Annotated in this window: 18 protein-coding genes; 11 read left to right on the forward strand and 7 right to left on the reverse strand. The window is 65.4% G+C overall.

What is annotated here, in order from left to right:
• Positions 1-5 precede the first annotated feature (5 nt).
• Positions 6-626 carry a F0F1 ATP synthase subunit B family protein gene (locus L0C21_RS10405; RefSeq protein ID WP_259278284.1) on the forward strand — a complete coding sequence of 207 codons (621 nt, stop codon included), beginning with the start codon at positions 6-8 and terminating at the stop codon, positions 624-626.
• A 147-nt stretch (positions 627-773) separates the two neighbouring features.
• Here L0C21_RS10405 and L0C21_RS10410 read toward each other — a convergent pair whose 3' ends face one another.
• The gene (locus L0C21_RS10410; RefSeq protein ID WP_259278285.1) at positions 774-1517 is read right to left on the reverse strand and encodes a GGDEF domain-containing protein; all 744 of its coding nucleotides are present in this window, start codon (positions 1515-1517) and stop codon (positions 774-776) included.
• 194 nt (positions 1518-1711) lie between these two features.
• Between L0C21_RS10410 and purE the strand changes: the two genes are divergently transcribed.
• The gene (gene purE / locus L0C21_RS10415) at positions 1712-2200 is read left to right on the forward strand and encodes a 5-(carboxyamino)imidazole ribonucleotide mutase (protein ID WP_259278286.1); all 489 of its coding nucleotides are present in this window, start codon (positions 1712-1714) and stop codon (positions 2198-2200) included.
• A complete protein-coding gene (locus L0C21_RS10420; RefSeq protein ID WP_259278287.1) occupies positions 2160-3263 on the forward strand; it encodes a 5-(carboxyamino)imidazole ribonucleotide synthase in 1104 nt (367 codons plus the stop codon). Before purE ends, L0C21_RS10420 begins: the two co-directional genes overlap by 41 nt.
• 199 nt (positions 3264-3462) lie before the next feature.
• Here L0C21_RS10420 and L0C21_RS10425 read toward each other — a convergent pair whose 3' ends face one another.
• The 6 genes from L0C21_RS10425 to fabD all read right to left on the reverse strand — a co-directional run bounded on the left by L0C21_RS10425 (position 3463) and on the right by fabD (position 8363).
• Positions 3463-3678, reverse strand: coding sequence for a ribbon-helix-helix domain-containing protein (locus L0C21_RS10425; RefSeq protein ID WP_259278288.1), 216 nt, complete (start codon positions 3676-3678; stop codon positions 3463-3465).
• 26 nt (positions 3679-3704) lie between these two features.
• On the reverse strand, positions 3705-4697 hold the full coding sequence (gene mltG / locus L0C21_RS10430) for an endolytic transglycosylase MltG (RefSeq protein ID WP_259278289.1): 993 nt from the start codon (positions 4695-4697) through the stop codon (positions 3705-3707).
• A 76-nt stretch (positions 4698-4773) separates the two neighbouring features.
• Positions 4774-6036, reverse strand: coding sequence for a beta-ketoacyl-ACP synthase II (gene fabF / locus L0C21_RS10435; RefSeq protein ID WP_259278290.1), 1263 nt, complete (start codon positions 6034-6036; stop codon positions 4774-4776).
• 135 nt (positions 6037-6171) lie between these two features.
• Complete coding sequence (locus L0C21_RS10440) at positions 6172-6408, reverse strand: acyl carrier protein (RefSeq protein WP_259278291.1); 237 nt, start codon at positions 6406-6408, stop codon at positions 6172-6174.
• A gap of 181 nt (positions 6409-6589) precedes the next feature.
• Positions 6590-7327, reverse strand: a complete 738-nt coding sequence (gene fabG, locus L0C21_RS10445) for a 3-oxoacyl-[acyl-carrier-protein] reductase (RefSeq protein ID WP_259278864.1) — start codon at positions 7325-7327, stop codon at positions 6590-6592.
• Positions 7328-7424: 97 nt separating this feature from the next.
• Positions 7425-8363: an ACP S-malonyltransferase gene (fabD, locus tag L0C21_RS10450; protein WP_259278865.1), complete on the reverse strand. Its 939-nt coding sequence runs from the start codon at positions 8361-8363 to the stop codon at positions 7425-7427.
• A gap of 278 nt (positions 8364-8641) precedes the next feature.
• On the opposite strand from fabD, the gene L0C21_RS10455 reads away from it, so the two are divergent.
• From L0C21_RS10455 to L0C21_RS10490, 8 genes are all read left to right on the forward strand, one after another.
• Complete coding sequence (locus L0C21_RS10455) at positions 8642-9775, forward strand: tol-pal system YbgF family protein (protein ID WP_259278292.1); 1134 nt, start codon at positions 8642-8644, stop codon at positions 9773-9775.
• A gap of 153 nt (positions 9776-9928) precedes the next feature.
• Positions 9929-10360: a 30S ribosomal protein S6 gene (gene rpsF, locus L0C21_RS10460; protein WP_259278293.1), complete on the forward strand. Its 432-nt coding sequence runs from the start codon at positions 9929-9931 to the stop codon at positions 10358-10360.
• 14 nt (positions 10361-10374) lie between these two features.
• Positions 10375-10599, forward strand: coding sequence for a 30S ribosomal protein S18 (rpsR, locus tag L0C21_RS10465; RefSeq protein WP_259278294.1), 225 nt, complete (start codon positions 10375-10377; stop codon positions 10597-10599).
• Between the two features lie 12 nt (positions 10600-10611).
• Positions 10612-11196, forward strand: coding sequence for a 50S ribosomal protein L9 (rplI, locus tag L0C21_RS10470; protein WP_259278295.1), 585 nt, complete (start codon positions 10612-10614; stop codon positions 11194-11196).
• A gap of 302 nt (positions 11197-11498) precedes the next feature.
• Positions 11499-11903 (forward strand): hypothetical protein, encoded by a 405-nt coding sequence (locus tag L0C21_RS10475; protein ID WP_259278296.1) that lies wholly within the window; start codon positions 11499-11501, stop codon positions 11901-11903.
• 143 nt (positions 11904-12046) lie between these two features.
• Positions 12047-13540: a replicative DNA helicase gene (locus L0C21_RS10480; protein WP_259278297.1), complete on the forward strand. Its 1494-nt coding sequence runs from the start codon at positions 12047-12049 to the stop codon at positions 13538-13540.
• A gap of 295 nt (positions 13541-13835) precedes the next feature.
• Complete coding sequence (locus tag L0C21_RS10485; RefSeq protein WP_259278298.1) at positions 13836-14204, forward strand: hypothetical protein; 369 nt, start codon at positions 13836-13838, stop codon at positions 14202-14204.
• Positions 14138-15670: a hypothetical protein gene (locus tag L0C21_RS10490; RefSeq protein ID WP_259278299.1), complete on the forward strand. Its 1533-nt coding sequence runs from the start codon at positions 14138-14140 to the stop codon at positions 15668-15670. Before L0C21_RS10485 ends, L0C21_RS10490 begins: the two co-directional genes overlap by 67 nt.
• The last annotated feature ends 150 nt before the right edge of the window (positions 15671-15820 follow it).

The raw sequence follows: 15820 nt of genomic DNA on the forward strand, positions 1-15820 counted from the left end.
AACGGATGTCCACCACGCTTTACCTCCTCAGCGCTGCCGCCGATGGCGTCGCTGCGGCAACCGACGCCGCCGCGCCGGTGACCGAAGCGATCCACACCGCCGGCACGGAAGCCGCCGGCCATGAGGCCCACCCGGCCTTCCTTGGCCTCGATTCCCACGACTGGGTTGCGGTCGGCACCCTGATCTTCATCGGCATCCTTCTCTACATGAAGGTGCCGGCGGCGATCTCCAAGGCGCTGGACTCCCGCATCAGCGGCATCAAGGCCCAGCTCGACCAGGCCGAGAAGCTGCGGGCCGAGGCCGAGGCGCTGAAGGCGGAATACCAGGCCAAGCTGGCCGAAGCCGAGCGCACCGCGGGCGAGATCATCGCCCACGCCAAGTCGGAATCGGACGCCATGCTGGCCACGGCCCGTCAGGACCTGGAAGCCCTCACCGACCGTCGCCGCACGGCCGCGGAGAACAAGATCGCCGTCGCCGAGCGCGCGGCCATCGATGAAATCCGCGACGCTGCGATTCGCGCCGGCTCGGCGGCAGCCCAGCGTCTCATCTCCGAGAAGCTGTCCGACGAGAAGCGCAAGGAGATCGTTGACGCCTCGATCGGCGACCTGGATCGCCGCCTGCACTAAGCGGGCTCAAATCCAGTCTATCGGACGCAACGAAAAGGCCGCCCCTCAGGGCGGCCTTTCTCGTTTCAGCGGGTCTCGGGTCAGACAGACAGACAGGCAGGCAGGCAGGCAGGCAGGCTTCCCCCTGCCCTGCCTTTTTCCGTCTCCTTAGACCACCTCCCCGGCGCGGGTGACGGTCTTCTGCTGGTACATGGCCTCGTCCGCCCGCTGGAGCATCTCCTCGGGCGTCTGGCCGGGCCGGAAGGTGTAAACGCCCACCGATGCGCTGAGCATGATCGTCTCGTCGTCCAGCACCAGCGGCGTCTCGCGAAGAGTGCGGGCCAGGCCATCGGCCTTGATGCGCGCCTGCGCCTCGTCGGCATGGGTCAGGATGATGGCCAGCTCATCGCCGCCCAGCCGGCCCACCACGTCAGAGACGCGCACGTTGCGCTTCAGCAGCTCGGCCATGTGCAGGAGGGCCTTGTCGCCCGCCGCGTGCCCGTAGGTGTCGTTGATCTGCTTCAGCCGGTCCATGTCGAAGAACAGGAGGGAAGCGGGCACGCTGTAGCGTTCCGTGTAGCTCATCGCCCGATCCAGCTCCCGCACGAAGGCGCGCCGATTCGCCACCGGCAGCAGCGGGTCGGTATCCGCCAGCTTCTCCAGCTCCTGAATGCGGGCGTCCTTCTGCTCCAGCTGCCGGCGCAGGCTGTCCACCTCATGAATCAGCGCCGAGATGGTCTCCCGCACCTTCTCGGTGATCTCGTGCGGGGGAATGGCCGTGATAACCTGCGTGATGCGGTCTGGTGCAACAGGCACGCTCGCCGATACCGCAGCAGCAGCGCCGGCCGCCGTTGGCCGGGCTGTGGGTCTGGAGCCGGACGGCCCGCCTTGCCCAAGGTTCACGATCTTCATGGCAGTTGTTTTGCCTCTGTAATTCTGGCCATAGAAAACAGCAAAATCTTGCTATTGCCAAGATGTTAACCATTCCAAACAGCGCTGATAGCACAGATTCATTCAATCTCCGGCAAAAAGCCGCACCAATGATTGCCTCAGGCGCGCTCATCGCTATAGTGCCCGCTTTCGATGCGCTGAGTTCGGAAGTTGCAATGAACGCGTCTCCACCGCTTGTCGGTATCATCATGGGTAGCCAGTCAGACTGGGCGACGATGGAGCATGGCGCCCACGTGCTCGAGGCGCTTGGGATTCCCTTCGAGAAGCGCATTGTCTCGGCCCATCGCACGCCCGATCGTCTGTTCACCTACGCCAAGACCGCCAAGGAGCGCGGGCTGAAGGTGATTATCGCCGGCGCCGGCGGCGCGGCCCACCTGCCGGGCATGGCAGCCTCCATGACCACCCTGCCGGTCCTCGGCGTGCCGGTGGAATCCCATGCGCTGAAGGGCATGGACAGCCTCCTTTCCATCGTTCAGATGCCGGGTGGCGTACCGGTGGGGACGCTCGCCATCGGCAAGGCTGGCTCCATCAACGCAGCGCTGCTGGCCGCATCCATCCTCGCGCTGAATAATCCGGAACTCGACGCCCGATTGACCGCTTGGCGTGAGAAGCAAACCAACGGGGTCGCCGAGCAACCGCAATGACCCTTCTTCCCCCGGCTCTACCATCGGCATTCTTGGCGGTGGCCAGCTTGGCCGCATGATCGCGCTTGCGGCCGCGCAGCTGGGCTACCGCTGTCACATCTTCTGCCCCGAGACGGATGGCCCGGCCTCCCATGTGGCGGCGCGGACCATCAACGGCGACTTCGACGACGAAGCCGCGCTGCGGGCGTTCGCGCAGGGCGTCGATATCGTCACCTACGAGTTCGAGAACGTGCCCGCCGCAACGGCGCGGCTGCTGGCGGAGATCGTGCCCGTCGCCCCCAGCGCCCGCGCGCTGGAAGTGGCGCAGGACCGCATTGTCGAGAAGAGCTTCGTCAAGGACCTGGGCTGCGGCGTGCCGGCCTTCCGCGCCGTCTCCTCGCTGGAGGACCTGGAAGCAGCCGTTGCCGAGATCGGCACGCCCGCCATCCTCAAGACCCGCCGCTTCGGCTACGACGGCAAGGGCCAGGCCCGGCTGATGACGCCGGAGGACATGGTCGGCGCCTGGGATGCCATCGGCGGCAACCCCGCCATTCTGGAAGCCATGGTGCCGTTCGACGGCGAGGTTTCCGTGCTGGTCGCCCGCGGCTGGGATGGGCGCATGGTCCACTATGGGCCGGTGCACAACATCCACAAGAACGGCATCCTCGATATCTCGCGCGTGCCCGCGCCGTTCAGCGAGCAGCTTGCCGCCAACGCCGTCGCCACCGCCGAGAAGATCGCCAGCGCCCTCGACTACGTGGGCGTGCTCGGCGTCGAGCTGTTCGTGGTGGGCGAGGACGTGCTGTTCAATGAAATGGCCCCGCGCGTCCACAACTCCGGTCACTGGACGACGGAAGGCGCCGTCACCTCCCAGTTCGAAAACCACGTGCGCGCCATCTGCGGCCTGCCGCTGGGCGCAACCGACCCGCTGGGCCACGTGGAAATGCGGAACCTGATCGGCGACGATGCCAACCAGTGGCAAGAGCTGCTGGCCGACCCGAACCTGCACGTCCACCTCTACGGCAAGCGCGAAGCCCGCCCAGGCCGCAAGATGGGCCACACCACCCGCGTCACCCGCGCCTAAGCTGAGTTCTCCGGAATTTGGTTTTTGCAGAGGGTCTCGGACCCTCTGCACTCCCGTTCATTTTATCGGGACGTGCCCTGCATAAGCCGCAGCGCCTGCCGGACTTCTTAGCTCGCACGCCGGTTCGACCGGGTGCGCCGTTCAAAACGAATGGGGGATTGCAAAGGGGGACAAGTCCCCCTTTGCGGAAATAAAACCCTCACCCCTTCCCATCCAGCCGTGCCAGCAGGCGGTTCAGCAGCCACACGCGGATGGCGCTGGAGAGGTTGGTGGTGCGCTCTTCATCGATGCGCGCAACGAGCTGGGCCAGCGGCAGGCCTTCCTCGCTGGCGGCGGCCTGGAGCAGCGCCCAGAACTCCGGCTCCAGGCTGAGGCTGGTGCGGTGCCCGGCGATGGTGACGGATCGCTTCAGCATGGCCGGGCCAGGCGCCCTGTTCCCGCCTAGATGCCGTTCTGCACCCGGAACTGCCGCCAATGGGCGACATTTCGCAGATGCTCCGCGTGGGTGGCGGCAAACCGGTGGCCGCCCGTGCCATCCGCCACGAAGTAAAGGTTCTTGGTCTTGGCGGGCTTGAGCACCGCCTTCAGCGCCGCGCGGCTGGGATTGGCGATGGGACCGGCGGGCAGGCCCTCGATGACGTAGGTGTTGTAGGCGTTCTCGGCCCTGAGATCCGAAAGGCGGATGCGCCGGCCGAGCGGCTTGCCCTGCGTGATGGGATAGATGACCGTGGGGTCGGCCTGAAGCTTCATGCCGATCTTGAGCCGGTTGATGTAGACCCCGGCGACCTCGGGCATCTCCCGCTTGAGGGAGGTTTCCTTCTCGACGATGGACGCCAGGATAACCGCCTCCTGCGGGGTCTTGAGCGGGAGGTCGGGGTCCCGCGCCGCCCACAGCTCATCGAGCGTCTGGCGCATGGAGGCCTGCATCCGGTCGAGCACCGACTGGCGCGTTTCGCCGCGCACGAAGCTGTAGGTTTCAGGCAGGACCGAGCCTTCCTCCGGCACAGCGACGGGACCGGTGAGCATCTCCTCGCCCATCAGCCGCTCGTAGATCTGGATGGCGCTCATGCCCTCGACCACGGTGATGCGCCGCAGCAGCACCGCCCCTTCCTGCAGGAGCCGCAGCACCTGCGACGGGCTGACCCCGGCGGGCATGGCATACTCGCCCGCCTTGATGGGCTGATCGCTGCCGAACCACCGCGCCATCTTGAGAAAGGCATGGGCATCGGCAACAACGCCGGCTTTCTCAAGGCTTTGGGCCGCGCGGGTGAGCGATGAGCCCTCCTCGACGAGAACCACCGTGTCCCTGGTCGATGGCCCCGGCGCTTTCCAGCGATAGGCCTGGGAGCCGAACCACAACACCACCACGAGCGCGAGGCTGAGAAACAGCCCGACGATCCCCGTGATCCACTTTTGTTTACGTGTGAGCGCCATGCGACCCCCTTACCACAAACGAAACGGGGCCAGTACCCCGTACTGACCCCGCCTCCATTCCCGGTGGTGTGGCGGCCTAGACCGCCTTCATGATGACCGTGGCGTTGGTGCCGCCGAAGCCGAAGCTGTTGGAGAGGACGGCCTTCACCTTCCGCTCCTTGGCCTTGTGCGGCACCAGATCGACGCCCATGCACCCTTCCGACGGATTGTCGAGATTGAGGGTGGGCGGCACGATCTGGTCGCGCATGGCGAGGATGGAGAAGATCGCCTCCACCGCGCCCGCCGCGCCCAAGAGGTGGCCGATGGCCGACTTGGTGGACGACATGGATACGTTGCCGATAGCGTTGCCGAACAGGCGGCGCACGGCGCCCAGCTCGATCTCATCGCCCAGCGGCGTCGAGGTGCCGTGGGCGTTGATGTAATCGATGTCGTCCGGGCTCATGCCCGCGCGGCGCAGCGCCATTTCCATCGAGCGGTAGCCGCCCGAGCCGTCCTCGGCCGGAGCCGTGACGTGGTAGGCATCGCCCGTCAGGCCGTAGCCGACCACCTCGGCGTAGATCTTCGCGCCGCGCTTCTTGGCGTGCTCATACTCTTCCAGCACGAGGCAGCCCGCGCCTTCGCCCATCACGAAGCCGTCGCGGTCCTTGTCGTAGGGACGGGACGCCCGCTCCGGCTCCTCGTTGAAGGCGGTGGACAGGGCGCGCGCCTGCGAGAAACCGGCGATGCCCAGCGGGCAGATGGCCGATTCCGCGCCGCCCGCGACCATGATGTCCGCATCGTCCCACATGATGAGGCGAGCGGCATCGCCGATGGCGTGAGCGCCGGTGGAGCAGGCGGTGACGACCGCGTGGTTCGGGCCGCGCAGGCCGTACTTGATCGACACCTGGCCCGAGACCAGGTTGATGAGACGGCCATGCACGAAGTGCGGCGACACGCGACGCGGGCCGTTCTGGAACAGGTTCACCGATTCCTTCTCGATGCCCGGCAGACCGCCGATGCCCGAGCCGATGAGCGTGCCGGCCCTGAGGCTCATGGCCTCGTCCATGTCGGTGAGGCCGGCATCCTCGATGGCCTGACCAGCAGCATCGATGCCGTAAACGATGAAAGGATCGACCTGACGTTGGATCTTGTGATCCACCCGCTTGCCGGCATCAAAGGTCAGCCCCGAGCCATCGCCGCGCTTCACTTCGCAGGCGATGCGGCAGGCATAGTTGGTGGGATCGAAAATGGTGATCGGACCGGCACCCGACTTGGACGCCAGCAGATTGGACCAGGTGGTTTCGACACTGCCCCCCAGGGGGGTCACCATGCCCAATCCGGTCACGACGACACGACGCATGTCTCGGCCTCCTTCACTTACAAGTCCTGCCGGCAGAGCGCGCAGCCGGACCTTTAACATACGAGAACGGCCCCCCATGCATGGAGGGCCGTGAATCTCACTCCGTCACGGGCAAAAGAATACCCAAGAGGACGCTTACTGCGCGTTCGCCTGGATGTAGTCGATCGCGTCCTTGACGGTCAGGATCTTCTCGGCGGCGTCGTCCGGAATTTCAACCCCGAATTCCTCCTCAAACGCCATGACCAGCTCGACCGTATCGAGGCTGTCCGCGCCCAGATCGTCGATGAAGCTGGCGGTCTCGGTCACCTTGGCGGCATCAACGCCCAGGTGCTCGACAACGATCTTCTTCACGCGTTCGGCGATATCGCTCATCTCTCGTCCCTTATTCTTAACGAGGTTGTTCCGGCGGCAGGCACAAACTCCGTACCCGCCATTCGGGCTGGCACTAATCCGACGAAGGGCTTGTGACAAGCCCAAAAAGCGTCATCCCCATACCGATTTGAGTGTATAACGCTTTTAACTGCCAAAAGGCCTTAGGTAGTTTGCACCCGCCTCAGATCATGGCCATACCGCCGTTAACATGCAAGGTCTGGCCGGTGACGTACCCCGCCTCGCGGGAGGCAAGATAGACCACCGCCGCCGCCACATCCGCGCCTTCGCCCAGGCGACCGGCCGGAATTTTGCCCAGAAGATTGCCCTTCTGGTCGTCATTGAGGGCATCGGTCATCGGCGAGGCGATGAAGCCCGGCGCGACGCAGTTCACGGTGATGCCGCGGCTCGCCACTTCCTGCGCCAGCGACTTGGACATGCCGATGAGGCCCGCCTTGGAGGCGGCGTAGTTCACCTGGCCCGGATTGCCGGTGACGCCGACGATCGAGGTGATGTTGATGATGCGCCCGAACCGGGCCTTCATCATCGGCTTCACCGCCGCGCGGCTGATGCGGAAGGCGGCTTCCAGATTGACCTTCAGCACCTGCTCGAAATCCTCGTCCTTCATGCGGAGGATGAGGGTATCGCGGGTGATGCCGGCGTTGTTGATGACGATGTCGAGCCCGCCCAGCGCCTCGACGGCGGACGGCACCAGACGCTCAACCGCCTCGGCGTCGGACAGGTTGCACGGCAGGATGACCGGATCGTTCGGCAGCCGGGCCGCAACGGCCTCCAGCGCTTCCTTGCGGGTGCCGGAAAGGGCCACGCGCGCGCCCTGCGCCGCCAGGCTTTCCGCGATCGCGCTGCCAAGGCCGCCCGAAGCGCCCGTCACCAGGGCCCGCAGCCCGTCCAGATTGAACAACGACATTGATTCTCTCCCTGAGAATGGCCGCCCGCACCGTCCTGTCCCGGAAAGCGCGGGCCGGCCTCCTTATATCTGCTGCAATATACCGCCGAGATCAGAGGGTCTTGAGGAACGCCTCGACATCCTCCGGCGTCTCGATGGAAAGGGCGGTCACGTCGCGGTTGATCCGCTTGACGAGACCGGACAGCACCTTGCCCGCGCCGCACTCGACGAAGGTATCGACGCCGAGCCGCACCATCTCCTCGACGCTCTCGCGCCAGCGCACCGCGCCCGTCACCTGCTCGACCAGCAGGCGGCGGATATCCTCCGGCGCGGAGACAGGCGCGGCGGTGACGTTGGCGACCACCGGCACGAACGGGGCCTTGATGGCGGCCTGGGCCAAGGCTTCGGCCATCTTGTCGGCGGCCGGCTGCATCAGCGGGCAATGGAACGGCGCGGAGACCGGCAGCAGCAGCGCGCGCTTGGCGCCCCTGGCCTTGGCGATCTCGATGGCCCGCTCGACGGCGGCCTTGTGACCGGAGACCACCACCTGGCCCGGCGCGTTGTCGTTGGCGGCGGTGCAGACCTGCTCTCCCGCCGCCTCTGCCGCCACCGCCTGCGCGTCGGCCAGATCAAGGCCGAGGAGCGCCGCCATCGCGCCCTCGCCCACCGGCACGGCGGCCTGCATGGCCTGGCCGCGCAGCTTCAGGAGCCTCGCCGTCTCAGCAATCTCGAACGCGCCCGCGGCCGCCAGCGCCGAATACTCACCCAGGCTGTGGCCGGCCACATAGGCGGCCTTGTCGGCCAGGCTGACGCCGGCGTCCTTCTCCAGCACCCGCACGACGGCGAGCGAGACGGCCATGATCGCCGGCTGGGCGTTCTCGGTGAGGGTCAGCGCGTCGGCCGGCCCTTCCAGCATCAGGCGGCTGAGATTCTGATTCAGCGCCTCGTCCACCTCGCCGAAGACGTCCCGCGCGGTCTGGCTCGCCTCGCGCAACGCCTTGCCCATGCCCACGGCCTGACTGCCCTGTCCCGGAAATACGAATGCCCGCACCAAGTCCTGCACTCCCTGCAATGGTGTCCGTTGTGTCTTTAAGTTGTCATCGGGCTTATACGAAGGAGCAACGACCGGGCAAGGCTGGAAGCGTGGAAACCGAAACAGGCCGCATTGCGTTCATTGCGGTTGGTTGACCCTATTGTCGCCACGGCTTGGCGAACTTTTTACTTTGCCTGCGTGTGTCGAATGGTATGTTCACGCTTCAGCTTGGCCAAGGCTGGTGGTTTCAAGCCACCCCGGCCAACCAACTGGTAATAAAATTACGTGAGGCTGCAATGTTCCGAGTTTCGACCCTAGGATTGGCCCTGGCGCTGGCGACTGCCGCTCCGGTCACCATGGTTGCCGTTACCACCCCGGCCATGGCCGCTGATGCGCTGAGCCCGGCGGTCGGCAACCCGCTGAAGGAAGCCCAGGCCGCGGCCAAGAAGCGGCAGGCCTCGGTGGCTGTCGCCAAGATCAACGAGGCGCGCAAGGCCGCCAAGACCGACTTCGAGAAGACCACGGTCGCCAAGACTGCGGCCTACGTCTACACCGCCACCGGCCAGTACGCCAAAGCCGCGCAGGAGCTTGAGGCCATCGGCGGCACGCCGAACCAGCTCGCCCCGCTCTACTATCAGGCCGGCCAGTACCAGAAGGCCATTCAGGCCGCTTCCAAGTCGAACAGCGCCGACGTGCAGCTGATCGTCGCCCAGTCCTACGTGAAGCTGGGTCAGCACGCCCAGGCCGCCGCGGCCTACAAGAAGCTGATCGCCATTGGCGGCGCGAAGAAGCAGTATCTGGAGAACCTGGCGGGCGCCCAGTACCGCGCGGGCGACAAGGCGGGCTACCTGCAGACCGTCGAGAAGCTGATCCGCGTTGACCCGTCGCCGTCCAACTGGAAGGCCCTGCTGCACAACCTGAGCGATGAAGCCATGCCGACGGGCGCCAAGCTGGGCCTGTTCATGCTCATCAACGCCACCGGCAACCTCGATTCGGAAGCCGAATACAACGAGTTCGTGCAGCTGGCCGCCACCAACGGCGCGTCGACCCTGGCCCACCAGGCCCTGCAGGAAGCGGTGAAGGAAGGCGCCCTGCCGAAGGACGCCCGCACCCAGCGCACCGTTCAGGGCGTTGAGGCCCGCGCCAAGCAGGCCCAGGCCCAGGTGGCCAAGCTGGCCGCTTCCAAGACCCCGGCCGACCTGCTGACCGCCGGCAAGACCTACTACGGCATGGGCCAGTATGATGTGGCCGCCGCCACCTTCGCCAAGGCCGGCAACACGCCGGAGGCCCTGCTGCTGAAGGGCATCGCCCAGGTGCGCGCCGGCCAGGGCGCGGCCGCCAAGGCCACCCTCGCCCAGGTGAAGGGCAAGGGCTACGAGGACGTGGCGTCGCTGTGGTCGCTGTACTCCGCGACCAAGAAGTCGTCCTGATTTACGCTTGCGTTCCTGCCGCAACTGCGGCATGACACAAACCTCATGGCGGGGAGCCTTAGCCGGTTCCCCGCCATGTGTTTTTCCCGCAGCCAGCCGGAGGGGCGCCCGGATTGCCCGGCGCCAGCGATCGGCAACAGAGGAGAGCAGCACATGCCGTTTTACGAGCATGTCTTCCTGGCCCGCCAGGACCTTGCGACCGCTCAGGTCGATGGGATGGCCGACCAGTTCACCAAGATTATCGAGGCCGGTGGCGGCAAGGTCACCAAGACCGAATACTGGGGCCTCAAGACCATCGCCTACCGCATTCGCAAGAATCGCAAGGCCCATTACGTCATGTTCAACGTCGAGGCTCCGGCGACCGCCGTTGCCGAGCTGGAGCGCAACGTCGCTCTCAACGAAGACGTGCTTCGGTACATGACCATCCGCGTCGACGAGCTGGAAGCCGGCCCGTCGGCCATGATGCGTAAGCACGACCGCGAGCGCGGTGACCGTGGCGATCGCGGCGACCGTGGTGATCGCGGCGACCGTGGTGAGCGTGGCGAACGCGGCGAGCGCGGCGAACGCCGTGGTCCGCGGCACTAAGGAGGCCTTGAGCTATGGCAAAACCGTTTTTCCGTCGGCGCAAGAGCTGCCCCTTCTCGGGCAAGAACGCGCCCAAGATCGATTACAAGGACGTGCGTCTGCTGGGCGGCTTCGTGTCCGAGCGCGGCAAGATCGTCCCCTCGCGCATCACCGCGGTTTCGACCAAGAAGCAGCGTGAGCTGGCCCGGGCCATCAAGCGCGCCCGCCACATCGGCCTGCTGCCGTTCCTGGTCCAGTAAGGAGGCGCCCCCATGGAACTGATCCTTCTGGAACGGGTCGAAAAGCTCGGCACCATCGGCGATATCGTGTCGGTGAAGCCGGGTTTTGCCCGCAACTACCTGCTGCCGAAGCGCAAGGCGCTCCGCGCCACTGAAGAGAACAAGAAGCTCTTCGAGGCCCAGCGCGCCCAGATCGAGGCCGAGAACCAAAAGCGCCGCGAGGCCGCTGCTGAGCAGGCCACCAAGGTCACCGGCAAGTCGGTCGTCCTCATCCGCCAGGCCGGCAACACCGGCCTGCTCTACGGTTCGGTGTCGAGCCGCGACATCGCCGAGGCTCTCTCCGAGGTCTCCGGCGTCGCCATCGCCAAGAGCCAGGTTGTGCTCGATCGCCCGATCAAGGCCCTCGGCCTCTACACGGTGCGAATCGCGCTGCACGCCGAAGTGGTCGAGACCATCACGGTCAACGTCGCCCGCTCGGCTGACGAAGCCGAGCTTCAGGCCAAGGGCGTCGACGTGACCAAGGAAGTGGAAGAGGAGGAAGAAGCTCCGGTTGAGGCCACCGAGGCCGAAGCCGAGGCTCCCGCCGAAGCCACCGACACGGAAGAGACCAAAGCCTAAGCGCTTCTGTCCTTACGGTCCGAAAGAAACGCCGTCCGGTCCGCCGGGCGGCGTTTTTCGTTGGGCTGTTGCGCTAGGAGTCCACCTTACCCAGATCTGGTGCCCATCCATCCCTGGGCACGCAAGTACGGGGTTTACAAACGGATTCCCCGACACGACTATGTGGTGTGGATTAGATACTGTATTGGGAGCTGAGCTTGGCTCTTAACGAGCGAGGCATTGTGGCAGACGCCCTATATGCCACTTGCTGGGGATGCTTAATTGGCAGTGGTCTGGTTTGTGCCACCACGCAAGCCTCATACATGATCGGCCTCCCCTTTTTCGAAGCGATCTCATCGGCCGTAGTCGCCATAGAATTTACTGTTCTTTTCACCCTTGTGACCATGATCGTTGCATTTCCCATCACCCTGATATGCGGATATGCTCTTTCAATCGCAGAGTTGCGGCTGGGTACGCTTAACTCCGTTGCTTACGGCTGCACCGGCTTGGGAGTTGGATGGCTCCTTGCCACGTTGATGACGGGTGCCCACAGTCCAGATTATCTTCTGAAAGGCTATATCAAGGGATCGTCAGGGCCGGACGCTTTTCGCGACTACTTTAGCTGGCACATTTTTGTTCTGTGCATCTTCAATGGCGTAGCCGTCGCAGTTTTCTTTCACCGCTTCCAGACAGCACGGAAGGCGAAGGCAGAGACGGAGGAAGGCTAAGCCCCTTGCCCCTTTCCCCCGATGCGCCTGCCATGAATGGAACATTCGACGAACATCTGCCGTTTAATTTCCGGCTTTCGTCTCATTCGGCGAGGCGAGACGCTTGGGTTTCGGCGCGCAACCGTGTAGGTTCCTGAGTCCTTATGGCACTGGTATCCGTCTCCTCTCCGTCGTCGCAAGACGCCCTGGCAAGCGTCAGCCTTCCCCACAACCTGGAGGCTGAGCAGGCCCTGTTGGGCGCGATGCTCATCGACAACCGCCTCGTCGAGGACGTGCAGATCAAGCTGCGCCCCGAGCACTTCTTCGAGGAGCTGCACGGGCGCATCTACGCCGCCATCCTGCGGACGGTGGACCGCAACCTCGTCGCCAACCCGGTGACGCTGAAGCCTTTGTTCGAGAAGGACGAGGCCATGGCCGAGCTGGGCGGCCCGGCCTATCTCGCAACGCTCGCCGCCAACACTGCGGCGCTGTTCGGCGCGCGGGATTTCGCCCAGCAGATCTACGACTTCGCGGTGCTGCGCGAGCTGATTCGCGTTGGCCGCGCGATGGTCGAGCAGGCCATCGACATGAGCCGCGACCTCGACCCGCAGGGCCAGATCCAGGAGGCGGAAGTCGCCCTCTACAAGGTGGCGGAGCAGGGCGAAATCTCCGGCGGCATGAAGGAATTCCGCGACGCCACCCGCATCGCGGTGGAAATCGCCGAGAAGGCCTACAAGTCGGGCGGCCACCTGTCGGGCATCACCACGGGCCTCACCTCGCTCAACGAGAAGATGGGCGGCCTGCACCACTCGGACCTTATCATCCTCGCCGGACGCCCAGGCATGGGTAAGACGGCGCTGGCCACCAACATCGCCTTCGCCGCCGCCCAGCGGGCGCGGCTGGATGTGTCGCAGGGCATTCCGCTCGACAAGTCCTCCGGCGCGGCCGTTGCCTTCTTCAGCCTCGAAATGTCCGCCGACCAGCTGGCCACCCGTATTCTGGCCGAGGAAAGCGGCATCTCGGGCGAACTCCTTCGCATGGGCAAGATCAACGAGCAGCAGTTCCTGCGACTGGCCCGCGCCGCGCAGGAGCTGGAAGACCTGCCGCTCTATATCGACGACACGCCCGGCCTCACCATCGCCGCGCTCCGCACCCGCGCGCGCCGCATGAAGCGCCAGAAGGGCATCGGCCTCATCGTGGTCGACTACCTGCAGCTGCTCCAGGGCTCCGCCAAGGCGGGCGGCGACGGCAACCGCGTGCAGGAACTCTCCGAGATCACCCGAGGCTTGAAGACCCTCGCCAAGGAACTGAACGTTCCGGTGATCGCGCTCTCCCAGCTGTCGCGCCAGGTGGAAAACCGCGAGGACAAGCGGCCCCAGCTCTCCGACCTTCGCGAATCCGGCTCGATCGAGCAGGACGCCGATATCGTGCTGTTCGTCTACCGCGACGAATACTACCACGCACAGAAGAAGCCGGAGGAAGGCACCGACAAGTTCATCCAGTGGATGGAAAAGGGCGAGCGCATCCGCGGCCGCGCCGAGGTGATCGTCGCCAAGCAGCGTCACGGCGCAACCGGCATCGTCAATGTGCATTTCCACAAGGAAACCACCAAGTTCGCCGACCTGGCAGAGGAAGATCACCTGCCCGAGCAGTTTTAGGCGAACGCCTGTGTTTGGGAGGGGATCTACCCCCCTGCACCCCCATTCGTTTTCAAAGGGCCGCACCTGTCATCCGGGAAGCGGCCCTTTCTTTGCCCCCGCCAGAGTTGCACGCACCGGAAACGCGGACCCGATAAACGAAAGGGAGGGTGCCGAGAGGGGGAAGCCCCTCCTGCAAAAGGCAACTGTTTCCCCTGCAGCACGCAGCCGCCCACACGCCCATGCGTTCCCGCGGGTCAGAGGGCATGCCATGCATGCCGCATGGCCTGTGCCTCCGGAAAGGCATGGTCGCGCCATGACTGGAAAGCACCGGGCCGGAAAAAGGCTGCTCGCCACCCTGTCGATATGCGCTGCGGCAGTACTGACCACCAGCGCCGCGCCTGATCTCACCTCCCAGCTCTCACCCGAGACGCTGCGGTTGCTCGACCCCACCCGGCAGATGCGCCAGCTGTGCAGCGGCGCGGCCGGCCAAAAGGGCGAGGCCTTGCGGAGCCGGTTGCAGCTGGCGATGGCGGCGGCCCGCACGGCCGGCGCCCAGCAGACCGACGTGCCAGAAACAGAGGCGCTGCTGCCCCTCTGCTGCCGGGCCTCAGCACGGTGCACTACGCCATCACGACCAACAACCGCCAAGCGCAGCGGTATTTCAACCAGGGGCTGGCGCTGACCTATGGCTTCAATCATGCGGAGGCGATCCGCTACTTCCGCGCGGCGCAGCAGCTCGACCCCGGCTGCGCCATGTGCTGGTGGGGCGAGGCCTTCGCCCACGGCCCCAACATCAACGCGCCGATGGACCCAAACGTCAACGCCCGCGCCGTGGCCGTGGCGAAGTACGCGCAGACCTTGAAGGCGGGCGCCAGCCCCGCCGAGCAGGCGCTCATCGAGGCGATCGCCGCCCGCTACGCCCCCGACACGCCGCTGGATAAGCGGGCCGCGCTCGACCAGGCCTTCGCCACGCGGATGCTGGCCGCCGCGAAACGCTTCCCGCAGGATGACACCCTGGCCGTGCTTGCCGCCGAAGCGGTGATGGACACCCAGCCGTGGGACTACTGGGAGGCGGACAAGCGCACCCCCAAGGGCCGCGTTCCGGACGCCATCATGCTGGTGGAAACCGTGCTGGCGCGCGACCCCGACCACCCGCAGGCGGACCATCTTTACATCCACCTGATGGAGGCCTCGGACCACGCATCGAAGGCCGAGCGCTATGCCGATATCCTGGCAAGGCCGCTAGTGCCCGCCGCCGGACACCTCGTTCACATGCCGGGCCACCTCTACTACCGGATGGGCCGCTGGAAGGACGCCATGCGCGTCAATGTAAATGCCGCGGCCACCGACGAGGCGTTCCTCAAAACCTCGGACGAGGCCGGCCTCTACCGCTTCGGCTACTACCCCCACAACGTGCATTTCCTCGTCACCTCGGCGCAGATGGCCGGCGACATGCCAACCGCCATCGGGCAGGCCCGCAAGCTCTCGGCCATCCTCAGCACCGATGTCTCCGCCGCCATGCCGTGGGTACAGCCGGTCAACGCCGCGCCGTATCTCGCCTATGCCCAGTTCGCCGAACCTGACGACATCCTGGCCCTCCCCGCGCCCGATGCCCGCCTGCCCTACGTGACCGCCATGTGGCGCTACGCCCGCGCCGTCGCCTACGCCCAAACCAAAAACCGCGAAGGCGTGGCGGAGGAAGTGGCCGAAATCCGCCGCATCCGCGAAAACACGGATTTCAAGCCCATGACCGACCAGCTTGTTCCGGCACCAAGCCTGCTGCGGCTGGCGGAGACCGTCGCTGAAGCTCGCCTCGCCTACGCGCAGGAGAACTACCCGCAGGCCGTCGCCCTCTACCGCCAGGCGGCAGGCATTGAAGATGGCATCCGCTACATGGAGCCGCCCTTCTGGTACTACCCGGTGCGCCAGTCGCTGGGCGCCGCGCTCTACAAGGCGGGCGACCACGCAGGAGCGCAGCAGGCTTTCCTTGAAGCCCTCTCCCAGGCCCCCAACAATGGCTGGGCCCTCTACGGCCTGATGACCACCCAGCGCGCCCAGGGCGACGCCATAGGCGCGACGGCGACCGAAGCGGCTTTCCGCAATGCCTGGATGGGCGACCCGCGATGGCTGAGCATGGAGCGCCTGTAAGCCGGTTTTGTTTCGGCCATGTGTCGGAATATATTACGTTAACTTTATTCGTATTTTTCCCGTTTCGGGGTGCAACGGCGGAAATCTGCCAAACACGAAACTTGGCACGCGGCTTGCTCTTGTCCCGGCAAAGGGAGATCCGGTCTCCCC

It is taken from the genome of Pedomonas mirosovicensis (assembly GCF_022569295.1).
Classification (GTDB): Bacteria; Pseudomonadota; Alphaproteobacteria; order Sphingomonadales; family Sphingomonadaceae; genus Pedomonas; species Pedomonas mirosovicensis.

Coding starts and splice junctions, on each gene's coding strand:
- rplI (WP_259278295.1), top strand. CDS start 10,612: ATGGAACTGATCCTTCTGGAACGGGTCGAAAAGCTCGGCACCATCGGC.
- L0C21_RS10485 (WP_259278298.1), top strand. CDS start 13,836: ATGACTGGAAAGCACCGGGCCGGAAAAAGGCTGCTCGCCACCCTGTCG.
- purE (WP_259278286.1), top strand. CDS start 1,712: ATGAACGCGTCTCCACCGCTTGTCGGTATCATCATGGGTAGCCAGTCA.
- L0C21_RS10480 (WP_259278297.1), top strand. CDS start 12,047: ATGGCACTGGTATCCGTCTCCTCTCCGTCGTCGCAAGACGCCCTGGCA.
- rpsF (WP_259278293.1), top strand. CDS start 9,929: ATGCCGTTTTACGAGCATGTCTTCCTGGCCCGCCAGGACCTTGCGACC.
- L0C21_RS10425 (WP_259278288.1), bottom strand. CDS start 3,678: ATGCTGAAGCGATCCGTCACCATCGCCGGGCACCGCACCAGCCTCAGC.
- L0C21_RS10410 (WP_259278285.1), bottom strand. CDS start 1,517: ATGAAGATCGTGAACCTTGGGCAAGGCGGGCCGTCCGGCTCCAGACCC.
- L0C21_RS10405 (WP_259278284.1), top strand. CDS start 6: ATGTCCACCACGCTTTACCTCCTCAGCGCTGCCGCCGATGGCGTCGCT.
- L0C21_RS10475 (WP_259278296.1), top strand. CDS start 11,499: ATGATCGGCCTCCCCTTTTTCGAAGCGATCTCATCGGCCGTAGTCGCC.
- mltG (WP_259278289.1), bottom strand. CDS start 4,697: ATGGCGCTCACACGTAAACAAAAGTGGATCACGGGGATCGTCGGGCTG.
- rpsR (WP_259278294.1), top strand. CDS start 10,375: ATGGCAAAACCGTTTTTCCGTCGGCGCAAGAGCTGCCCCTTCTCGGGC.
- L0C21_RS10455 (WP_259278292.1), top strand. CDS start 8,642: ATGTTCCGAGTTTCGACCCTAGGATTGGCCCTGGCGCTGGCGACTGCC.
- fabF (WP_259278290.1), bottom strand. CDS start 6,036: ATGCGTCGTGTCGTCGTGACCGGATTGGGCATGGTGACCCCCCTGGGG.
- L0C21_RS10440 (WP_259278291.1), bottom strand. CDS start 6,408: ATGAGCGATATCGCCGAACGCGTGAAGAAGATCGTTGTCGAGCACCTG.